The sequence below is a fragment of the Elusimicrobiota bacterium genome (assembly GCA_016706425.1).
Taxonomy (GTDB): Bacteria; Elusimicrobiota; Elusimicrobia; order FEN-1173; family FEN-1173; genus JADJJR01.
The window spans coordinates 513,852-530,977 of the sequence record JADJJR010000001.1 but is presented as its reverse complement, the minus strand read 5'-3'; the positions used below and the strand labels follow the sequence as shown (position 1 = coordinate 530,977).

Genomic DNA, 17,126 nt, shown 5'->3' with positions numbered 1-17,126 from the left:
TTCCAGGGAATCATACACGAAATTTTTCCGATTTCCCCGCCGGCTCACTGTTACAAGCAATTTACATCCACTTAATGCGACATTCGCCTAGGGTCATTAAGCTATTAGGAATGAACTTTACTTTGATTCCCCGCCCCGCCCCTGTTTTGCGTTTCGCCCTGGCCGCCGTTGTTTTCGCGGTTCAAGGGGTGGGCCTCTACGCCCAAGAAAGCTCTCTTTGGGATTCCCGGCGGGAGATTTCCCGCCGGTTGCGATCACAAGAATCGACACACGCCCCGAGTGTGAATCCTTCCCCCCTTCTGGCGGCCCTCCCGGGCGCGGCTCCCCTCGCTTTCGACCGACCAGCCGCCCCACCGGCTTCGCCGTCCGATTGGCTCTCGGCCCTGGTGGCCGAACACGGCTGGGTGCGCGAAGCACACATTTCCCCGCGTTCCGGAGCGCCGCTCATCGTCCACATTCAAGACGCCCACGGCGTTGAGGACGCCCAACGGCACATCGCCGCCTTGGTGGGCCGCCTGGCCGACGCCGATCCCGCGGGCCCCGTGGCGCTCGAAGGGGCTTCGGGCCCCATCGATGTCGAAGCCCTGCGGCGTTTTCCCGACAGCGCGACAACCGGAACCATCGCCGATTTTCTCCTTCAGCGGGGCCTCATCGCCGGCCCGGAACACGCGGCGCTCACCGCGCCCCGAAGCCCTCTCGTCATCGGCGCCGAGGACGACGACCTTTACCACCAAAACGTGGCCGCGCTCCGCGCCGCGCGGGCCAACGCGGCCCCGCTTCGGGACCGTCTCCGGCGATTCCAAGACCGCCTCGACCGCGCGGAGCTCGCCCACGCTTCGCCGGCCCTGCGGGCGTTTCACCGGCGGACGCGCGACCACGACGAAGGTCGATTGTCGCTCACGGCGTATTTGGAGTATTTGAACGGAGCGGTTCCGGCGCGCGCGTTACCGAAGGCGCCCAACATCGAGGCGCTGAATAAAATCGCCCGACTCGAAAGAACGCTGGATTTCAAGGCGGTGGAAGTCGAGCGGCGCCGACTGGTCAACGCCCTGGTGGACCGTCTGCCAAGGCCCGCCTTGGCGGACCTCGTTTCCAGCGGCCTCGACGTGCGGGCGGGCCGGATGAGCGTGGGTCGATACCACGCGCGCCTCCGGTCCGTGGCGCGCGCCCACGGCGTCGACCTCCGCGCCTTCGCCCCCCTTTCCGCTTACATCGATTACGTGTCCTCGGCCGACGCCATCGATCGCGCGGCCCTTTTGGAGGAAATCGCCGTCCGTCGAAATCGCGTCCAAAACGCCTTGGCCCGGACCCCCCGGGAACGGGCGCTGGTCGGAATCGCGCGGGACCTGGCGCTTTTGGAAAAAGCCTTCGCCCACACGCTGGCCCCGACGGACTGGCGCGATTACACGGCGCGGCGCGACGGGCTCCTCGCCCTGAACGCCCGGTACCAGGGCCTTGACCCGGCCGCGGACGCGACGGACTTCACGGCCGCGGAATTAAAACCCTTTGAGGATTTCTGCGAATTGGCCTTGAGCCGGAACGCGGCCCTGTCCCAAAACCTCCTCGACGCCATCGCCGCCCGCGGCGCCGACCGGGGCGTGCTGGTGGCGGGGGGCTTCCACACCGACGGTTTGATGGCCCTCTGGCGGCGCCAACAGGTGTCCTACGTGGTGGTCGCTCCCGCGATGCGCGAGATCCCCGCCGACAACCCCTATCTGGACCTCCTCGCCCAGGACCCCCTGCCCATCGAAAAGCTGGTCTCGGGCGAGCGGGTTTACCTCTCGCGCCCCATCGCGCTGGCGGGGCCGGGCGTGGTTCAGCGTTTTTACTTGGCCCTCCAGCACCTGATGCAAACCGGACGGACCACCGTCGCCGAACCCGGCGTGACGGTGTCCCGCGACCCCCTGCGGGGCGGCGTGTCGTTCCGCATCGGCACCAACGACCTCCACGCCCGGTTCAACGACGCCGCCGAAACCTGGGCGGCCCGCTGGCGAAACAACTTCGACCCGGGACCAAACACGGTCGGCGGAATGATGTTCTGGCTCCCGCGATTGTGGAACGCGTCCACCCCCAAGGCGTTGCATGTCACCGCGGCCCGCTACCGAGGCCTTTCGGTGCCGACGGAAGCCGGTCTCGCCGGGCTCATCGCCGCCGGGATCGGCGCGGCCGTCGGCCTGCCGGGGGATTTCGATTTGTTCGTCCGTCTGTCCCTCGCCGCTTACGCCGTGCTCCACCTCGGGGATTTCCTCACCCGCGATCGCCGCCGTGCCAAGGGCAACGCCGCCTTGGCGGCGGGGCTCGTCGCGGTGGCGGGTCTCCTGTTGGGCCTGCCCGCCGATGGAACGGCCGTCGTGGGTTTGACCCCCGCCCAAGTGGCCTATCTCGTTTTTCTCGGCCTGCACGCGACCGTGAACCTTCTCGTCATTCGATTCCCCCGCGCGGGACGACCCACGCCTCCCACCCCCCGACCCGCGCGCCCCGTTGGCACCGTCCCCCGGGCGGCGATCCTGATATTGACCCACAACGACACCGGCGACACGGTGCGCGCCATCGAACGAATGGCCGCCTGGCCCGCTGGGAAAACCCCTTGGGAGTTGATCGTGGTCGACAACGCCTCGACCGACGCGCCGGCCGAAACCCTGGCCCGGGCCGTGGCGCAAGTCCCCCGGAGCACATTGATCGTCAACGACCGGAACACCGGGGCCGCGGAGGGTCGCAACGTCGGACTGAGGCGCCTCCTCGAACGGGCGCCCGCCGACAGACCGGATTATGTTTTCCTGGTCGACAGCGATGTGCGCCTCACGGCGTCCAGCTTGGAGGATATGGTCGTGGCGGCGGAGTCCGATTCCCCGGACCGGGTGGCCTGGGCGCCGCCCCTCCACTTTGAAAACCGTCCCGATCGGGTGTGGCGAAACTGGTACCACAACGTGTGGCGCTGGCCCGGGCAATGGGCCTCGGACCGGGGCAACGGCGTCCCCACCGGGGAGAAGGCCGCTGTGGATGGGGTGGCCACAGCGGCGGTCCTGGTCCGTTTGGAGGCTTTTTCCAAACACGGGCTTTTTAAATCAGGCTACTTTTTCGGCAACGAAGACCGCGATTGGTTTTCCCGTGTGCGACAAGGCGGCGACCAAATCGCCATGGCGCCCGTGCGGGAAAAAATTTTACACAACGTCCATCAGAGTTTGGACGGGGACCTTTATGGCAATTTTTCTCCCGCGCGCACTTACTACATTGTCCGATCTATGGTTTTGATCTTCACTTACAATTCCCCCCTCGCTTCCAAACCCCTGTTGCGACTGGTCGAAACAACGTTAACCATTCTCCGAGTCCTCCGGGTGGCGGTCCGGACCCGGAATCCCCGCGTGCTAACGGCGGCCTGGGCGGGCTTTGTGGATGGCCTGCGCGGCCGGGACGGCGAAGGGCGGGGGGCGGATTTTCGAAACCAACCGATGGAGCCGGGCCGCCGGACGGCTCCCGCATTGCCCGCGACGCGTCGTTATCTGGGAGAAGTCCTCGTTCTCGCAACGGCCTTGACCGGGCTCTTCGCGCTGACGCTCGATTGGTCGGCCTCCTCGACCCCGATCGCCGCGCTGTATTTGGCCATCACCTTCGTTTTGAACGGGGGCGTGGCCGATTTGATTCTCCTCACGCTTCGTTCCGCTTTCCCCGTGAAGGGCGCCGCGGTGTTGCGGCGTTCGAATTTCAGCGACGGTGTCCCCGACGGTGCCCGGACGGCGTTGACGTACATGCTCCGGTCGACCCACCGGGAAAGCTCGGCGGAAGCCGTGGACAATATGACGCGGTCGTACCTCGACAATCTGGATCCCCGGGGGAACGTGATCGCCGTGCTCGTCAGCGCCTCCGCGCCCCGGGGCATCGTGACCCACGAATTGGATTCGATCGAAAACGCGCGTGAACAGATACGGCGGATTTTATCCGAAGAAGCCGGGGCACGACGCGCGGGTCGGGCCGTCCCCGGACCGCGGGACGATTTTTGGTTGTTCCATGAGACCCGCTGGGAGGCCGCGGGTCTGACGGGAGGCGCGCGGGACGCCGCCGTTCTCGATCTGATCGAGCGGACCGCCCAAGGTCTCAAATACCTCCACCGCGCCTCGACCGTATTAAAGAAACCCGGTCAGTACCTTGATTTCATGGCGTTGGCGACGCGGGGCCAAGAACGCCCGATCAACTATTTGGACCGGGGCGATCGCAGCGCGGAGAAACCGACGTTCGGCGCGCGCGGCAACATTGAACCGCCCCCCGGCCCCAACGACCCCGAAATCGACGCGTTGGACCAACGAATGGCCGCGGACATTGCCGGCCTGCGGGAAGGGCGCTCCTCGTTCGGGGAAAACCCCCGTCCCGTTGTCTTCAGCATTTTAATGGACGCCGACAACCGAGCGCCACCGGGAACAATTCGCCGTTTGGTTGAAATCGGCGCCGCCAACCCGGACCGTGGGTTCATTCAACCCGGCCTTCTTCCGGCCCGCCTCGAAACGTGGACCCAATTCCGCAGCACCCTGACCCACCGGTGGATGTCCCGCATCCCGGAAACCCAGTTTCAACTTCTCGGGCGGGGAGGGGCCTACGGCAAAGGACTCGCCCGCAACGAAACCTTTTTGGACCAATTTGTCGGGACCCCCGCCTCCCCCCGGGAGGTTTTGCCCCCCGCCCTGCTCAGCCACGACACGATTGAAGCTCTGTTTCTCAACCCGGCGTACACCGGAGATGTTGCGTTCTACGAGGACACCCCGGCCAACCCGATCAGTCGACAAGAACAGGCCCTTCGATGGACCGTCGGCGACCTGTTGAACGCCGCCTACTTATCGCCGGGGATTTTCGGGCGCCTGTTCGACCTCTTCGCTCGCGGAACCGCCCGCACCGCGGGGCAAAAGGCGCCCTGGAGTTGGTCGTGGTCCAAGGAGGTCGTTCCTTTCTCTTTTGAGGCGCTTTATATCGCCCATTACTCCACGCGCATTTTCGTGCAAGCGCCCCTTTTCATTGTCTGGACATCCATGACAATGCTGTCGGCTTTTCCCGGCTCCCCGATCGTGCACTCCAACCCCGTTTTAATGTGGGCTTCGTTCTTGATCGTCGGGGTGGGGTTGGTTCTCTTGCCCAAACTGTACCAGCCCGCCCGCTCCGCGATCGACGCGCTTCGAGCGTTGTGGGCGGGCGACCGGTCAACCGCCGCTCGGGCGGGGACCAACGCGGCCCGGGACCTCTTGATCGGCGGGATGGAAATAGTGACATCCCCCTTCATGTATTTCCCGGAAATCGTTTTCGGGCCCTTGCGCGCTTTCCGAGCAACGGCTCGAATCCTTGGAAACCGATTGACCTGGAAAGTTCAATCCGAGGCCGAAAGGGCCTCCCGGGGGCTCACGCTCGCGGACGCTTTTCGATCCACCGGCATCGTCGCATTGGCCGCAACCGCTTGGATCGTCGCCTTCTGGGCGTACAACATCTCCTTTACCCCTTTGGTGATTTTTCTCTTGGTGACCTGGTTGGCGGCCCCCGTCACGACCTGGTTTGGGGCGCGTCCGCTGCCCGCGGCGTTGCGGGGGTCCGCCTTTTTCCGTTGGTTGATGGAGGGCGTGGAAGAAACGCGATGGAACCCATTCGCGGGATCGCCCTCCCCCGATGGGGCCCGGCCCCCCGTGGGGCCATCCTTCGAGCCCACCGTGCTTGCGCCTTCCCCGAACGCGCTTTTTCAGGACCGGCGGGCCCCGGCGAACCCCGGCCTCGAGACCCCGCGTCCCCCCACCGTCCCCGCCCAGGACCATTTGACCGCGGCCCTCCTCGATTTGGCCCGGGAACCCCTGAGCCCGGAGGCCCTCAAACCCGGGGTGGTCCGGTTGCGGAACGCTTTCAAAACCACAGCCGACCCCACGCTTTATGAGACCCGGGTCGTTGAAGCCTGGGGCCATGCGACCCAAACCGTCCGTCTTTTGCGAAACAGCGAGCGCCGCGTCTCGCGATTGCCCATATCGGATTTGCCGGTTCCCGTGGTCGCCGGCCCGACTTTCGTACTCGACATCGATCCGACGAACGGAGCGCTTTTCCTCCTCGCGCCCAACGGGGCGCGCCGCGACGCGCCGACGGGAGGGGACGGTCAACGCCCCCTTGTGATGGGTCGGGGGGTGATGGAACGTCGCCTGGGCCTCGCCCCCGCGATGTTGGGGGGGGTGTCCCGGCTCCACTTTGAGGTGGTTCGCGACGGCAACGACATCATCATCCATGATTTTTCCACCAACGGCACTCTGACCCCCGCCCGGCGGGACTTTGCCGAGACCCGGGAGGCCACCGTTTTCGATCCTTTGCCGACGCGGCGAGGGAGCCTTTGGGGCGTCGCTTTAGGCGCCCTCCTCCTGACCGCCCTGTTTTTGGCGCCCGTTGACGTCGCCGGCGCCGCCACTCTGATCCCGTTGGAAGGAGGCGGTCTGAAAGCTCTCGTCGAACAGGGCGATTCCCTGTGGCGCATCCTCCAATTCGCGGAGGGGGGCAACAACGCGGAACTCGTCGCCCGCGTGATGGACGTGGCCCGCTTAAACGGTTTGGTCGATCCCAATTTGATCTTCCCCGGCCAGGAAATCTTCCTGCGCGCGGCGATCGAGGGGGCGCCGGCGGCCGTTGAAACCGCCGCGGCGGGCGCGGCGGTTCCCTTGGTCCCGTCGGTCGGCTCCCTCGCGGTCGCCCCCGTTTCTGAAACAGGCGGCCTGGCAGCGGCGACTTTCCGCCTGACCAACCCGATTTTGATGGCGGTGACAGGATTGGGGTTGGCCGGCGCGATCGTGGCGCGGTGGGCGCGGCAAAAACCCCGCCCCCCATCGGACACAACCTTCTTGGATTCCCAGATCCATTGGGAAAGCGTGGCGGACTTTGGCGACTCGCCGGCGACCCCGCCGGCGGGCCCACCCGCTCCACACCAAATTGGGTCCCCCCTTCCGTGGGCGTTAACGGCCGTCGTCGCGGCCCGTTGGGCGAGGCGCGCTCTGCCCCATGCGTTCAACGCTTTATGGCGCGCCCCCATTCGAGGGGCCCTGGGATTGGGGACGTTCTTGGGCAATGGAATTCACTGGCTCTTCGACACCCCCCACCGATTGAAAACCCGGTATGAAAAACACCGGGCCGGTTACGAGGACCCGTCCACCTTCTTCGCCCACACCCGCACCGGCTTTGGCGATCCGGCCGGGCCGTCCCCGGCCGTGGAACCCACGCGAATGAGCCGGTTTGCCGCGACATTGTATGGCTGGATAAACCGCCGCCCCCCGGCCGTCCCCGCCGGGGGCCGCGAGGCCTTGGCCATCGCCCCCGACCTCACCCTGGGGGCCCTCGAAGCCATGCCCGACGCGACCCCCGCCCCGCTGGGGTCGTTGTCCTCCATGGACCGGGCCTTGAACGGGCAAAGCGGCCGTCTGGCCGAGAAATGGCAAGAGGAGGGATTGTTCGACGTGCCGCCGTCCCTCATGACCTACGGCGACGGCGAAAATGTGTTGATTGAAATCCCTTTCCCCCGCGCGGCCGTTCGGGCGATTCGACTCCGGTTGGCCGCGCGCCGTTGGCTGGGCGTGCCCCTGGGAAAAGATTTGGGCTACGCTCTGACTTTTCTGAACAACGAGGGTTGGCTGCGCCTTCCGGGGGAAGCGCGGGGCGCGAACACCCCCGATCGGTTCCCCGTTCGCCTCGCGGCTCTGTTGAGGGACAAAATCACCGGGGGTGTCATGCACGATCCCTCCGCCGAAAAATTGCTGGTCAACATCCCCGCGTGGGCGGCGTGGCCCTTCTTCTTCAAGATGTGGTGGCGTGGGACCCGCGAGGGCTACCCCCGCGGCGTCGGTTTATCGCCCCGGGAGGAACAGGCTTTTTTTGGAGGGGAAACCCTGCGGTTTCCCTCCGGGGAGCCCCTGGTGACCCAGGTGGAAGTCGCCTGGGGAATTGGCGAATCCCTCCGTTCGGAGAACATCCATCTGGGAAGTCTGGATGCCGTGGCGGACTATGTGTTGTTGCATTTCGCACCCGCGGAACTGGCGGGCCTGGCCGACCGCCCCGACCGCTCCCCGGAGGAGTCGCGCGCCGAATTGATCGCGAAGCTTCGAGAGGAGATTCGTGAAAAAGTCACCGCCGCCCACGCCTCCGCGGCGGCGCGGGCCCTCTCCCTGGGCGCGCCCGCCGCTGTCGGCCTTGAAATGAGTTTGGCCCTGTCCTGGAAGATGGCGGGAACGGACGCGGGCCCTGAAACCCGCGCCCGGCTGGTTCCCCAAATCGTTTCGGTCCGGATGGCGCTCAGCGAGACGATCGCCCGGGCGCCGCGTCGGGTCCCCACCGCGGAGGCAACGATCCCCCCCGCCATTCCACCGGCGGGGGCGGTGTTGGCCGGGATGCGTCGTTGGTCCCGGGCCGCACGAAACGTTATCGAGAACATGCCCCGGCTGGGCGGCCCGTTGGCGCGCGCCGTCGCTCCATTGATGCTGGCCGCGGCGTTGTTCGTTCTTCCCCTTTTGGTCGTTGCCCAAGGGACGCCCCCCCCGGCCTGGTCCCTCAACGAAGCCCTGGTGACGCAAAAAATTGCTCCGGCTTTAAAAAAGGAGTTGGCCAGGTCGCTTCCGGCCGGGACCGACCTCGCGGCCCTCCTGAGGAACGCGAACGACGCCACCAGCGCCTCCGTCCTGGCCTCCACCATCGAACATTTGGGGAGATTCGAAAAGGGACGTTTTCGCCACGTCCTGGAAAAGACGCGCCCCCACATCGTCGTGGCGCCGAAAGGGCCGGAGGCCGCGGCCGCGGCCGAATTAAGAAACGGACGTTCTGTTATTTACATCGGGGGGGCGGACGCTCAACCGGCGTATGTGTTTGTGGCCCTGGTTCACGAACTGTCCCATTTGGAACGGAGCGAGCGGCTCCGCTCCAAGAAAATCACACCCACCCAGGACGAGGGCATGGCGCTTGAAGACACCGCCCGCGCCATGGAGTTTTACGCGGGTTTGTCCGTGGTTCGGATCGCCTACGACCAAAATCAAATCAACGCACAACGCTGGATGGCCCACCGTTTTCTCGATGGAAGTATTACCGCGGCTCCCCACGTCCTCTCCCCCAAGGAGGTGGACCTGCTCACGGCCCCCCTGCGGGCGGCCGTTCGCCTGGCCGAACAGCGGCGTTACCCGGGCGTTGTCTATCTGAGTTCGAAAAATCTGGGCGGGGGGCGGTACGAAGTCCGTTTCCGGGTGCCCTACAGCGGGGCGGAAATCGTGGTGGACGTCAAACCGCAACGGGTGTCCGAGGCCCCGGGGACGCCCGCCACGGCTTTGGCCATGCTGGGAGGCGTCGTTTTCCTGCGGCGCGGGACCGGCCGACTGACGGACGACAGCGCCGCGCGCGCGGCGCTGTTGCGATCCTTGCTTTTGGGCGAGGCCGGGCCCGTCCGTTTCGACGTGCCCCCCGCCGTCTTTAAGAACGGGGACAATTATTGGGGGGCCACCGGTCTGGAGGACCTGCGCCGGCGCGTCGTCGGGGCTTCCGATGATCAACTGGAAGAAGGATTTGTCCCCACCGTCCGCCTTTTGGCGGCGGACGCGCCCACCGCCCGGGCGATTCTCGACGGCCGGGTGACCGCGGCGGCCCTGGAAGGGTCGGCCCTGCGGGAAACCGGCGCCGCCGCCGCGCGGGAAGCGGAGAGGCGCAATGAAACCACTCTGCACGTGAACCTCTTGGGGTTTGACTCCTGGGAAGCGGAAGAACGGGATCGAACCCGGCGTTATCTCTCCGGCCTCGTCGGCGCCCTCCAACCGGGGACGACGCTGGTGGTGCCGGCGGACCGACCGGGCCCCCTGGGGGACCTTTGGACCGAAGCGGCGCGGCGTGGCGCGCGCGTCCGTTTCGTCACCCCCGGCGAAGCCCCGGGCCTGGCGGACGGCGCGGGTCGGTTGGTGCTCACGGCGTTGGTGGATTGGATTGACCGCTGGAACGCCGCGGGCGCCGAGAACCCCATCGGTCGGGGTTCGCGCGTCATCGCGCGCAACGACGAGGCGGTCGTCCCGCTCGAGGGTTTTGTTATCATCGGTGTGGCCCGGCTGTCCGCGGCCATCGCCCGGGAAATCGAGAACCTCCGGACCCTCCTCACCCAAGCCTAAACGGGGGCACTCTGAACATTTTTATTTTGGATCGCGCCATTGCCCGCTGCGCGCGCGCCCACTGCGACCAGCACGTGATCAAGATGATCTTGGAGAGCGTGCAGATTCTCTGCACCGTCCTCAATGGGAAGGGATTCAAAACCCCCTACCGTTCCACCCACGTCAACCACCCCTGCGTGCTCTGGGCGGGTGAATCCCACGACAACTTTTGTTGGTTGCGGTCCTTGGCCCTGGCGCTGAACGAGGAATACCGGCACCGATATCCTAAAAGCACCGATCACAAATCCATCGCGGTGTTAAAGGCCATCGCCGGGGCGCGTTTCCCGCGGCGCGGATTGACGCCCTTCGCCCAGGCCATGCCCGAAAAATACCGGGTCCCGGGGGACGCGGTGGCCGCCTATCGCGCTTTTTACCGGGGAGAAAAATTGGGGTTCGCCACCTGGACCCGTCGGCCCCCGCCGCGCTGGTTGCGACCCGCCCGGGAAACCCAAATTCCCCGGAGCGTTCTAACCCGGACTTTGCAATAGGCGTGTGGACCGAGACGAACGAGGCTGTGGCATTTTCGACGAAAAAAGCGAGGTCGACGGCCGTTCCCCTACGGCACTTCCGCTAGCGCGGTCACAGGGACATCGGACGAGCTTTTTGAGGAAGAAAATGTCCGACGTCGTTCGTCGAATCCCGCGTTCTATTGAAAAATCCGGGCTCTAACCCAAGCCAAAGGGGGAGCGCCGTGAACCGATTCTGGGCGATTAAACACAGGGAAAGCGTCGACCGGTGGAGATCCCCGACGGGCGATTCGGCCGATCTAATTCCTGTAACGCCGCCAGCTCATGAGGGCCGGGTATTCGGGGACGCCGGGAGCGGGATAAAGGGTTAAACTGGGATCGTGGAAAACCCTCCAATTAAAGGCCTCGCATGAGCCTGAGTTGTTCCAAGAACCGTAAATATTGATTTGGTCGCCCCCCACAGCCCCCACCCCCCGCCTTCTTATAAGGCTGGCGTCGCCCCCCCCCCCGCATTCCGGGCTGTTGTAAATCGGGTTTTCCACATAGAAAGCCCCCGCCATGGTTGTCGGACCATTCACCACGATGTCCAAGATGAACCGTCGACCCGCAAGGAGAAAAATAGAACTCTGCGGGTTGGCGTAAAGTTGGGCCCCGGGATACCCAAACGCCCCGACAACCTCGATGGCCCCGCGCACACCGTCGTTGGGGGCCCCCCCGCTGCATCCCGAAACGATGGTCACTCTCCCCCGAACGGTGCCCGACACGAAGGTTTTCACGTTCCACGTGAAAAACACGCCGCCGGACGCGGGAACGGGGGTCCAAGGCCCTGGGAGCCCATCGGCCCCATCAATATTAAAATCCCCGTTTTGATCCATGGTGGACCGGAATTCCCCCACGCCCGCGTTGTCCTGAAACTCCCACCAGGTCGTGACCAAGGAGCTCGTCGTGCATATGTTGGCGTAGTAGACGGGATCGATGGAGAAATATTTTGTCGGAGAGACATCGGGGATCGGAACTCCGGCCGTGTAGACCACGGGGGTGTACGCGGGGTTGAGGGTCCCGCCGTGATACACCTGGGAATTGAATCGAGTGTCCATCCGCGCGTTCAAGTTTTGCCCCACCAGCACGGGCTGATTGAAAATAATGTTCGCCCCGGCGACATTAAAATTCATGCCCACCCGGACCGGACCGTCGTAAACATCCCCGGGAACGTTGTCCGTAAAATTAAAGGGAAACTCAAAGGCAAATTGTCCCACCAGGGGGATGAAACGGATCAGCGCCTCGATGTTTTTTTCCGGGGTGGATTGGCCCGTTGTCCTCGCCTTCCCTTGGGCGCGGATCAGAATTGTCCGCGCCGCCGGGTTCGGGATCACGGTGGCCGTCGAGCCCCCGGCCGAGAAAATCGAGGCCGTCCGGGCCAAACTCGAGGCGCTGAAGTGGTCTTCATAGTACCCGGACCCTTTGGAGAATTGGCTCATGTAGTCCACCATGACCTCGCTGGCCAAACGGCGACCCACGCCGGAGGCCTGCTCCCGCCAGACCGTCCGGTTTAAACGAACGGTGCGCTGAATCAAAGTGAAGGCCATGGGGATGAGGAACAGCATAAACAGGGCGACCATTCCCAGGGCGAAACCCTTTACCTGGAATTTCCTCATCACACCCTCCGGTTGACCATCAACAACGGCGGACGAATCCGAAGCTCCGTCGAAAAATCGGGGAGCGTGTCGTTGTTTTTATCTATAACCAAGTGGACGCTGATTGAATTGATGTAAAGCCGCTCCGCGGTGGTGTCGATCACTCCGTTGCTGTTGCCGGTCGCGGGGTTTTGATCGATTTCCTGCCAGGTCACGATGTTGTCTCGATTGCTGTCCGCGCTGGGCCCGGGAATTTGGTTGACGGATCCAAAATATTTGAAAATGGAACCGGAAATTGAATCCAACAGAATTTCAACGTTGTTGCCCCATCCCGATTCCTGGTAATTGAAATCCCGAACCAAATTTTGGTTCGCGTCGATGTAATAACGGCATTGGACATCGATGTTCCCATCGTTGTCGTCGTCTTGGTCCCAGAGGTCGTTCCCGTTCATGTCGGTGGCGGGGATGGGAACGCCCCCCACCCCGATCATATCGGCGTCGTCGTCCACGTCGAATTCGTTGGTCAATCCGTCGGCGTCGAAGTCCCCGGTTGGGTTATACCCGGGCAATCGGTTCGAATCCAATTGAAATTCAAGGAACCGGGGGGTGCTGGAAGACACCACCGTCATTTCCTCCAGGTCAAATTCAATTTTGGTTAAGGCCACCTGGGTTTTTTCCATGGCGTCGGCGCTCAAGGTCCACCGCACCGTGGTCCGCGTGCCCCCGGTGAGGATCCGACCGGCGAAAACGGCCAATACGGCGACGAGGGCGGATACGATTGTCAATTCCACCAAAGTGACGCCTCGGTTGGTCGGTTTCAATCGTCGCTCCTTTTATGGCACCACAAAACCCGGGGAGACGCTGAAACTGATCCCGTTAAAATTTTCCGCGGAGATCGTCGCCGTGTAATTCCCGGCGCTCCAGGGCTCCGTTGACCGAAAGACCAGGACCCCCCCGTTGGGCACCGTCATCGGGTTGAAATAATCGGCCATGCGCGGGGTGGACACCCTGTTGACCCGTGCTTTCACATTCAGCGCCGAATCGCGCACCGTCAAATCCACCGTCCGCCAGTCCACGCCGGATTGATTGTCGTAGATGTGGCAGGAGATCTCCGTTGGATATCCGGGCGCGATGTTGATGGTGTCAATGTCCGGCGGTGTTACATCGGCCGGGTTGCTGTTGACAAAAAACCTCCAGGACTTGTCGGCCTTGTACCCGGCCCGGTCCCCGCCTTCCGCCTTGACATAAACCCAGGCCCCGTTCGGAAGCGGCTCAATCAATCCCGACACGGAGCTGGCCACAACCACCCAGCTGTCGCTGTAAACGGCCCAGTTGTCCATGTACAGCCCCGTCGTCGTGCTGATGGAGACGGCCGCGGGACCGGTCCCGACCCATACCGTTTCGCGCGCGATTCCCGCGACCGCGGGGGTGAACGCGGTGTCATCAAAAAAACGAACGCCGACAAAGGGCGTTCGTGTTACGACCGCGGTGTTGTCGGTGGGGATTTCGGCCCCCGGATCAAAAACCGGAGCCCGGCGGTCATAAGTGACGTTCACCTTCCAAAAGGGCGAAAGAGCCCCGCTGACGGGGTTTTGGGCGATTCCGCCCAGAGTGTTGGTGCCTTCGACAATGTTCAAAGAGATGTTGTTGGCGGGGATGGAAAAGGCCCCCAAAACGTCCGCGGACCCGTTGTCCAAGACAGAAAGGATAAACCCCGGAGTCCAATAGGGCGCGCTGCTGAGGAAAACGTTCGCCAAAGGTCCGGTTTTCCCCGTGACAACCAGAGGTTGGCCCGCATCGGCCCGCACGGAAATATTGCTCGCCGCGTAACTGTTGTTGATCGGCAGATCCAGGGCGTTGATTTGGAGAAGATTCATCCTTTCAAAGAGGAAAATGCCGGGGAGCGGGTTCGTGACGTCCAAGAGCAGCGGGGACTCCATGTCGTCCGTGGTTTCCCCGGTGATGTCCTTTTCGGAGATCAACCAGACTTCCGTCGACACCAGCCCCCCCTTCCTGTTCCACAAACGAAAGGTCACCCGTTTCAAGCGCGTGTCCGGCATCTCGACGATCCGCGACGGCACTATATTGAGGAAAACGCTGCCCCCGGGAATCTCGTCCTTCGAGTGCAAGGCGTAAATCTGAGGGCCCACACCCATAAAAGCCGGGGGAACGACGAACGTGTCGGGCGGCAGAGCGCCTATGGGCGGATTAACATAAAACACCAACCAACTGTCGTAATAATCACCGTCGCCGTTCCAATCATTGTATCGGATGCCGGCGTCCAAGTCGTCGTAGCCGTCCCCGGTCGTGTAATTGGTCAGGGCGGCGGGGGGAATGGGGACAATGGTGAGCAGAGAGTCCGCGAAGGGGACCAAATTCGTGACGACGCCGGGCGTCACACTCGCTGTTTTGTCTCTGCGCATGTGCTCAACGGTCAGATCAAAATGGCCGAAGCCGTTTTCTTCCACCGATGCCTGAACGGCCAACAGGGAAGCGGAGCTCTTAAAATCGGCGAAAGACGTCGCGTTAATGCCGTTGTACGCCCGGGAATGGAGACCGCCATCGGCGATGGAGAGAAACCCGTATTGAGGGAGCGAAGAATCGCACGAAAAGAGGTCAAAAAAATTCATGGCTTTTACTTGGGTGTAGGTGTGTTTGGCCACGCGGCTGCGCCGAATGAGTTCTCGACTTTTCACCATGCTGGTCGAGGCGACACGCAACGATCCCACGAAGACAATAATCATAATGCCGATCACGGCCATGGAAATAACCACTTCGAAGAGGGTAACTCCGTGATTCTTTTGTCCCAAAACGCCGCGATTCTGGCTCATAATCCCCTCAGAAACCAACAGTTTTTTCCGACCGTTGCCGCCATGGAAACCCCTATTAAAGCCTACCCCCGGGAGGGGGTATTTTCAATGGTTCTTCTGTTCGGAAACCGGATCAGACAGGGGCCCCAAGAAACAAAGGACTATTCATCGACGGTCGCGATGTAACGGTCGACATTGAATTTCGAGCGGCATCCCCCTTCGCTCATGTAACGAATTTGGCCGTATACCGGGCGGTCGAACCAGGGCCGGTCGTGGACGCCGCCGATGGACCAGGCCACGCCCGCGTACCCGTTGGGGTCCCGCCCGTCAAGTTCGTAGCGGTCGTTGAGCTCAATGGCGGTCGCCAGGGCCTCTTCAGGACTCTCCGACCATTCCAAGATTTTCTTCGCCCAGTACATCCGCATATAGCCGTGGGTTTTCCCCTTGACGACCATTTCCCGTTGGGCGGCGTTCCAAAGGGCGTCGTGGGTCGCCGCGTTTTCAAATTGCGCGCGGGTGTAGAGCCAAGCCCGCTTGTCGCGCCGGTGGGCGTTGAGGGTTTTTTTCGCCCAATCGGGGAACCCCTCGAAGGCGTCGTAGCGCTCGTTGTACCAACAAAAATTGTCCGCCAACTCCCGGCGAACGATCAACTCCTCCAGAAAGGCGCCCCCCGACGGGGTGTCGAGCGCCCGGCGGCGAACCTCCCAAGCCAATTTTTGCGCCGAAACCTGACCGAAGTGCAAATAGGGCGACAGATCCGATGGGCCCGCGCGCGTCGGGTCGTTGCGTTGTTCCGCGTAGGCGGACAGACCATCGGTCAGGAACCGCCCCATCTTTTTTGCGCCCGCCGCCTCCCCCGGCGTCCAGCGCGCCACCGGGCCCACCCGCTCGTCCACCCGCGGGGCGACCTTCACGCGCGCCCAATTCACCCGGGGAACCGGCGTCGTCCAGGGAACGGTCGCCGCCGCCAACGGCGGAAAATCCGTCAGGAATTCCTCCAACAACTTATGGATTTTGGGCCGCAGGGTGTGGGCCCCGTATTCCCGTTTGGGGGACGCCACCCAAGCGGGCACGACGTTGTGGGCGTCCACCTCGATGAAGGCCACAGGAAGGGTTTCCGCCAAACGCGATTTCCATCGTCGTTTGATTCGAAGGGGATCGAAATCCGTCACCACGGCGCCGATTTTGTTTTTGACGACAAAGGCGGCCAACGTCGCCGGCGGGTCCCCGATCAAAAGGAAAAACGGGATTTTAAGGGCGGCGAGACGCGCCTCCAACGCCTCCAGGCCGCCCAGCATAAAATCGTAGGCCCGGCGGGTGGCGCCGGGGAAGTTTTCGGTCAAGCAAAAGACGACCCCCAGGGGCACGCCCCGCTCCCCCGCCAGCGCCCGCGCGTGCAACAGGGCCCAATTGGCGGCCACGCGTTGGTCACGACTCATCCAATAGACCACCGGCCCGGGACCGGGAGGCGCGGCGTTGAGGGCGCGGACCCGTCGCGAGGCGGGAAAGGGTTTCAACACGGGCGCGCATCGACCCCGAAGGCATCGGCCACCGCGCGGCGGCGGAATTCGAAAATGCGCTTCAATTCGCGGCGCACCAAGGGCAGGCCCACACGTCCCAAGGGATCCAAAGGCAGCCGGTACGTCACGCGGTCCCTTATCCGGGTTTCGCGGGGCCCTTTTTCATCGAACACATGATGGTGGACCCATTGGGCGTAGGGCCCCTTCAATTGGGTGTCGACGAATTCAAAAGGCGGGTTCCAGAGGGAGATTCCGGTCCGCCAGCGAAGCGGAAAACCAAAAAGCCGTATCCGGTAATCGATGAGGGCCCCCGTTTGAATCGTGATGGGCGTGGGGGTGAGGATTTTGAAACGGAGTTCCCGGGGAGTCAGGCGCTCAAGATTTTCGGCGTTGGCGAAAAAGGGAAAGACCTCCGACCGGGGCCGGGGCAAAAGGAACGCCGATTCAAAAACGTGCGGGGGCCAAGCCATAAAAATGGAAAAGTCGGCCCGGAGGACGCGGTCCGCGGTCCGAAGCCGACTTGTTTTAA

The 17,126-nt window shown here is 63.2% G+C and carries 7 protein-coding genes; 2 read left to right on the top strand and 5 right to left on the bottom strand.

Annotation, left to right across the window (positions count from 1 at the left end):
* Positions 1-110: 110 nt before the first annotated feature.
* Positions 111-10,127: a glycosyltransferase gene (locus tag IPI56_02245; protein ID MBK7544563.1), complete on the top strand. Its 10,017-nt coding sequence runs from the start codon at positions 111-113 to the stop codon at positions 10,125-10,127.
* A gap of 11 nt (positions 10,128-10,138) precedes the next feature.
* Positions 10,139-10,654: a hypothetical protein gene (locus IPI56_02240; protein MBK7544562.1), complete on the top strand. Its 516-nt coding sequence runs from the start codon at positions 10,139-10,141 to the stop codon at positions 10,652-10,654.
* A gap of 278 nt (positions 10,655-10,932) precedes the next feature.
* Here IPI56_02240 and IPI56_02235 read toward each other — a convergent pair whose 3' ends face one another.
* From IPI56_02235 to IPI56_02215, 5 genes are all read right to left on the bottom strand, one after another.
* Positions 10,933-12,288 (bottom strand): hypothetical protein, encoded by a 1,356-nt coding sequence (locus IPI56_02235; protein MBK7544561.1) that lies wholly within the window; start codon positions 12,286-12,288, stop codon positions 10,933-10,935.
* Entirely contained in the window at positions 12,288-13,088 is an 801-nt protein-coding gene (locus IPI56_02230; GenBank protein MBK7544560.1) for a prepilin-type N-terminal cleavage/methylation domain-containing protein, read from the bottom strand. The genes IPI56_02235 and IPI56_02230 overlap by 1 nt, the downstream gene beginning before the upstream one ends.
* A gap of 12 nt (positions 13,089-13,100) precedes the next feature.
* On the bottom strand, positions 13,101-15,098 hold the full coding sequence (locus IPI56_02225; protein ID MBK7544559.1) for a hypothetical protein: 1,998 nt from the start codon (positions 15,096-15,098) through the stop codon (positions 13,101-13,103).
* 140 nt (positions 15,099-15,238) lie between these two features.
* A complete protein-coding gene (locus IPI56_02220) occupies positions 15,239-16,594 on the bottom strand; it encodes a deoxyribodipyrimidine photo-lyase (GenBank protein ID MBK7544558.1) in 1,356 nt (451 codons plus the stop codon).
* Positions 16,591-17,067: an SRPBCC family protein gene (locus IPI56_02215; protein ID MBK7544557.1), complete on the bottom strand. Its 477-nt coding sequence runs from the start codon at positions 17,065-17,067 to the stop codon at positions 16,591-16,593. The genes IPI56_02220 and IPI56_02215 overlap by 4 nt, the downstream gene beginning before the upstream one ends.
* Positions 17,068-17,126: the final 59 nt, after the last annotated feature.

Excerpts from the sequence above, each read along its gene's own strand:
- IPI56_02245 (MBK7544563.1), top strand. The coding sequence starts at position 111 with ATGAACTTTACTTTGATTCCCCGCCCCGCCCCTGTTTTGCGTTTCGCC.
- IPI56_02235 (MBK7544561.1), bottom strand. The coding sequence starts at position 12,288 with ATGAGGAAATTCCAGGTAAAGGGTTTCGCCCTGGGAATGGTCGCCCTG.
- IPI56_02225 (MBK7544559.1), bottom strand. The coding sequence starts at position 15,098 with ATGAGCCAGAATCGCGGCGTTTTGGGACAAAAGAATCACGGAGTTACC.
- IPI56_02215 (MBK7544557.1), bottom strand. The coding sequence starts at position 17,067 with ATGGCTTGGCCCCCGCACGTTTTTGAATCGGCGTTCCTTTTGCCCCGG.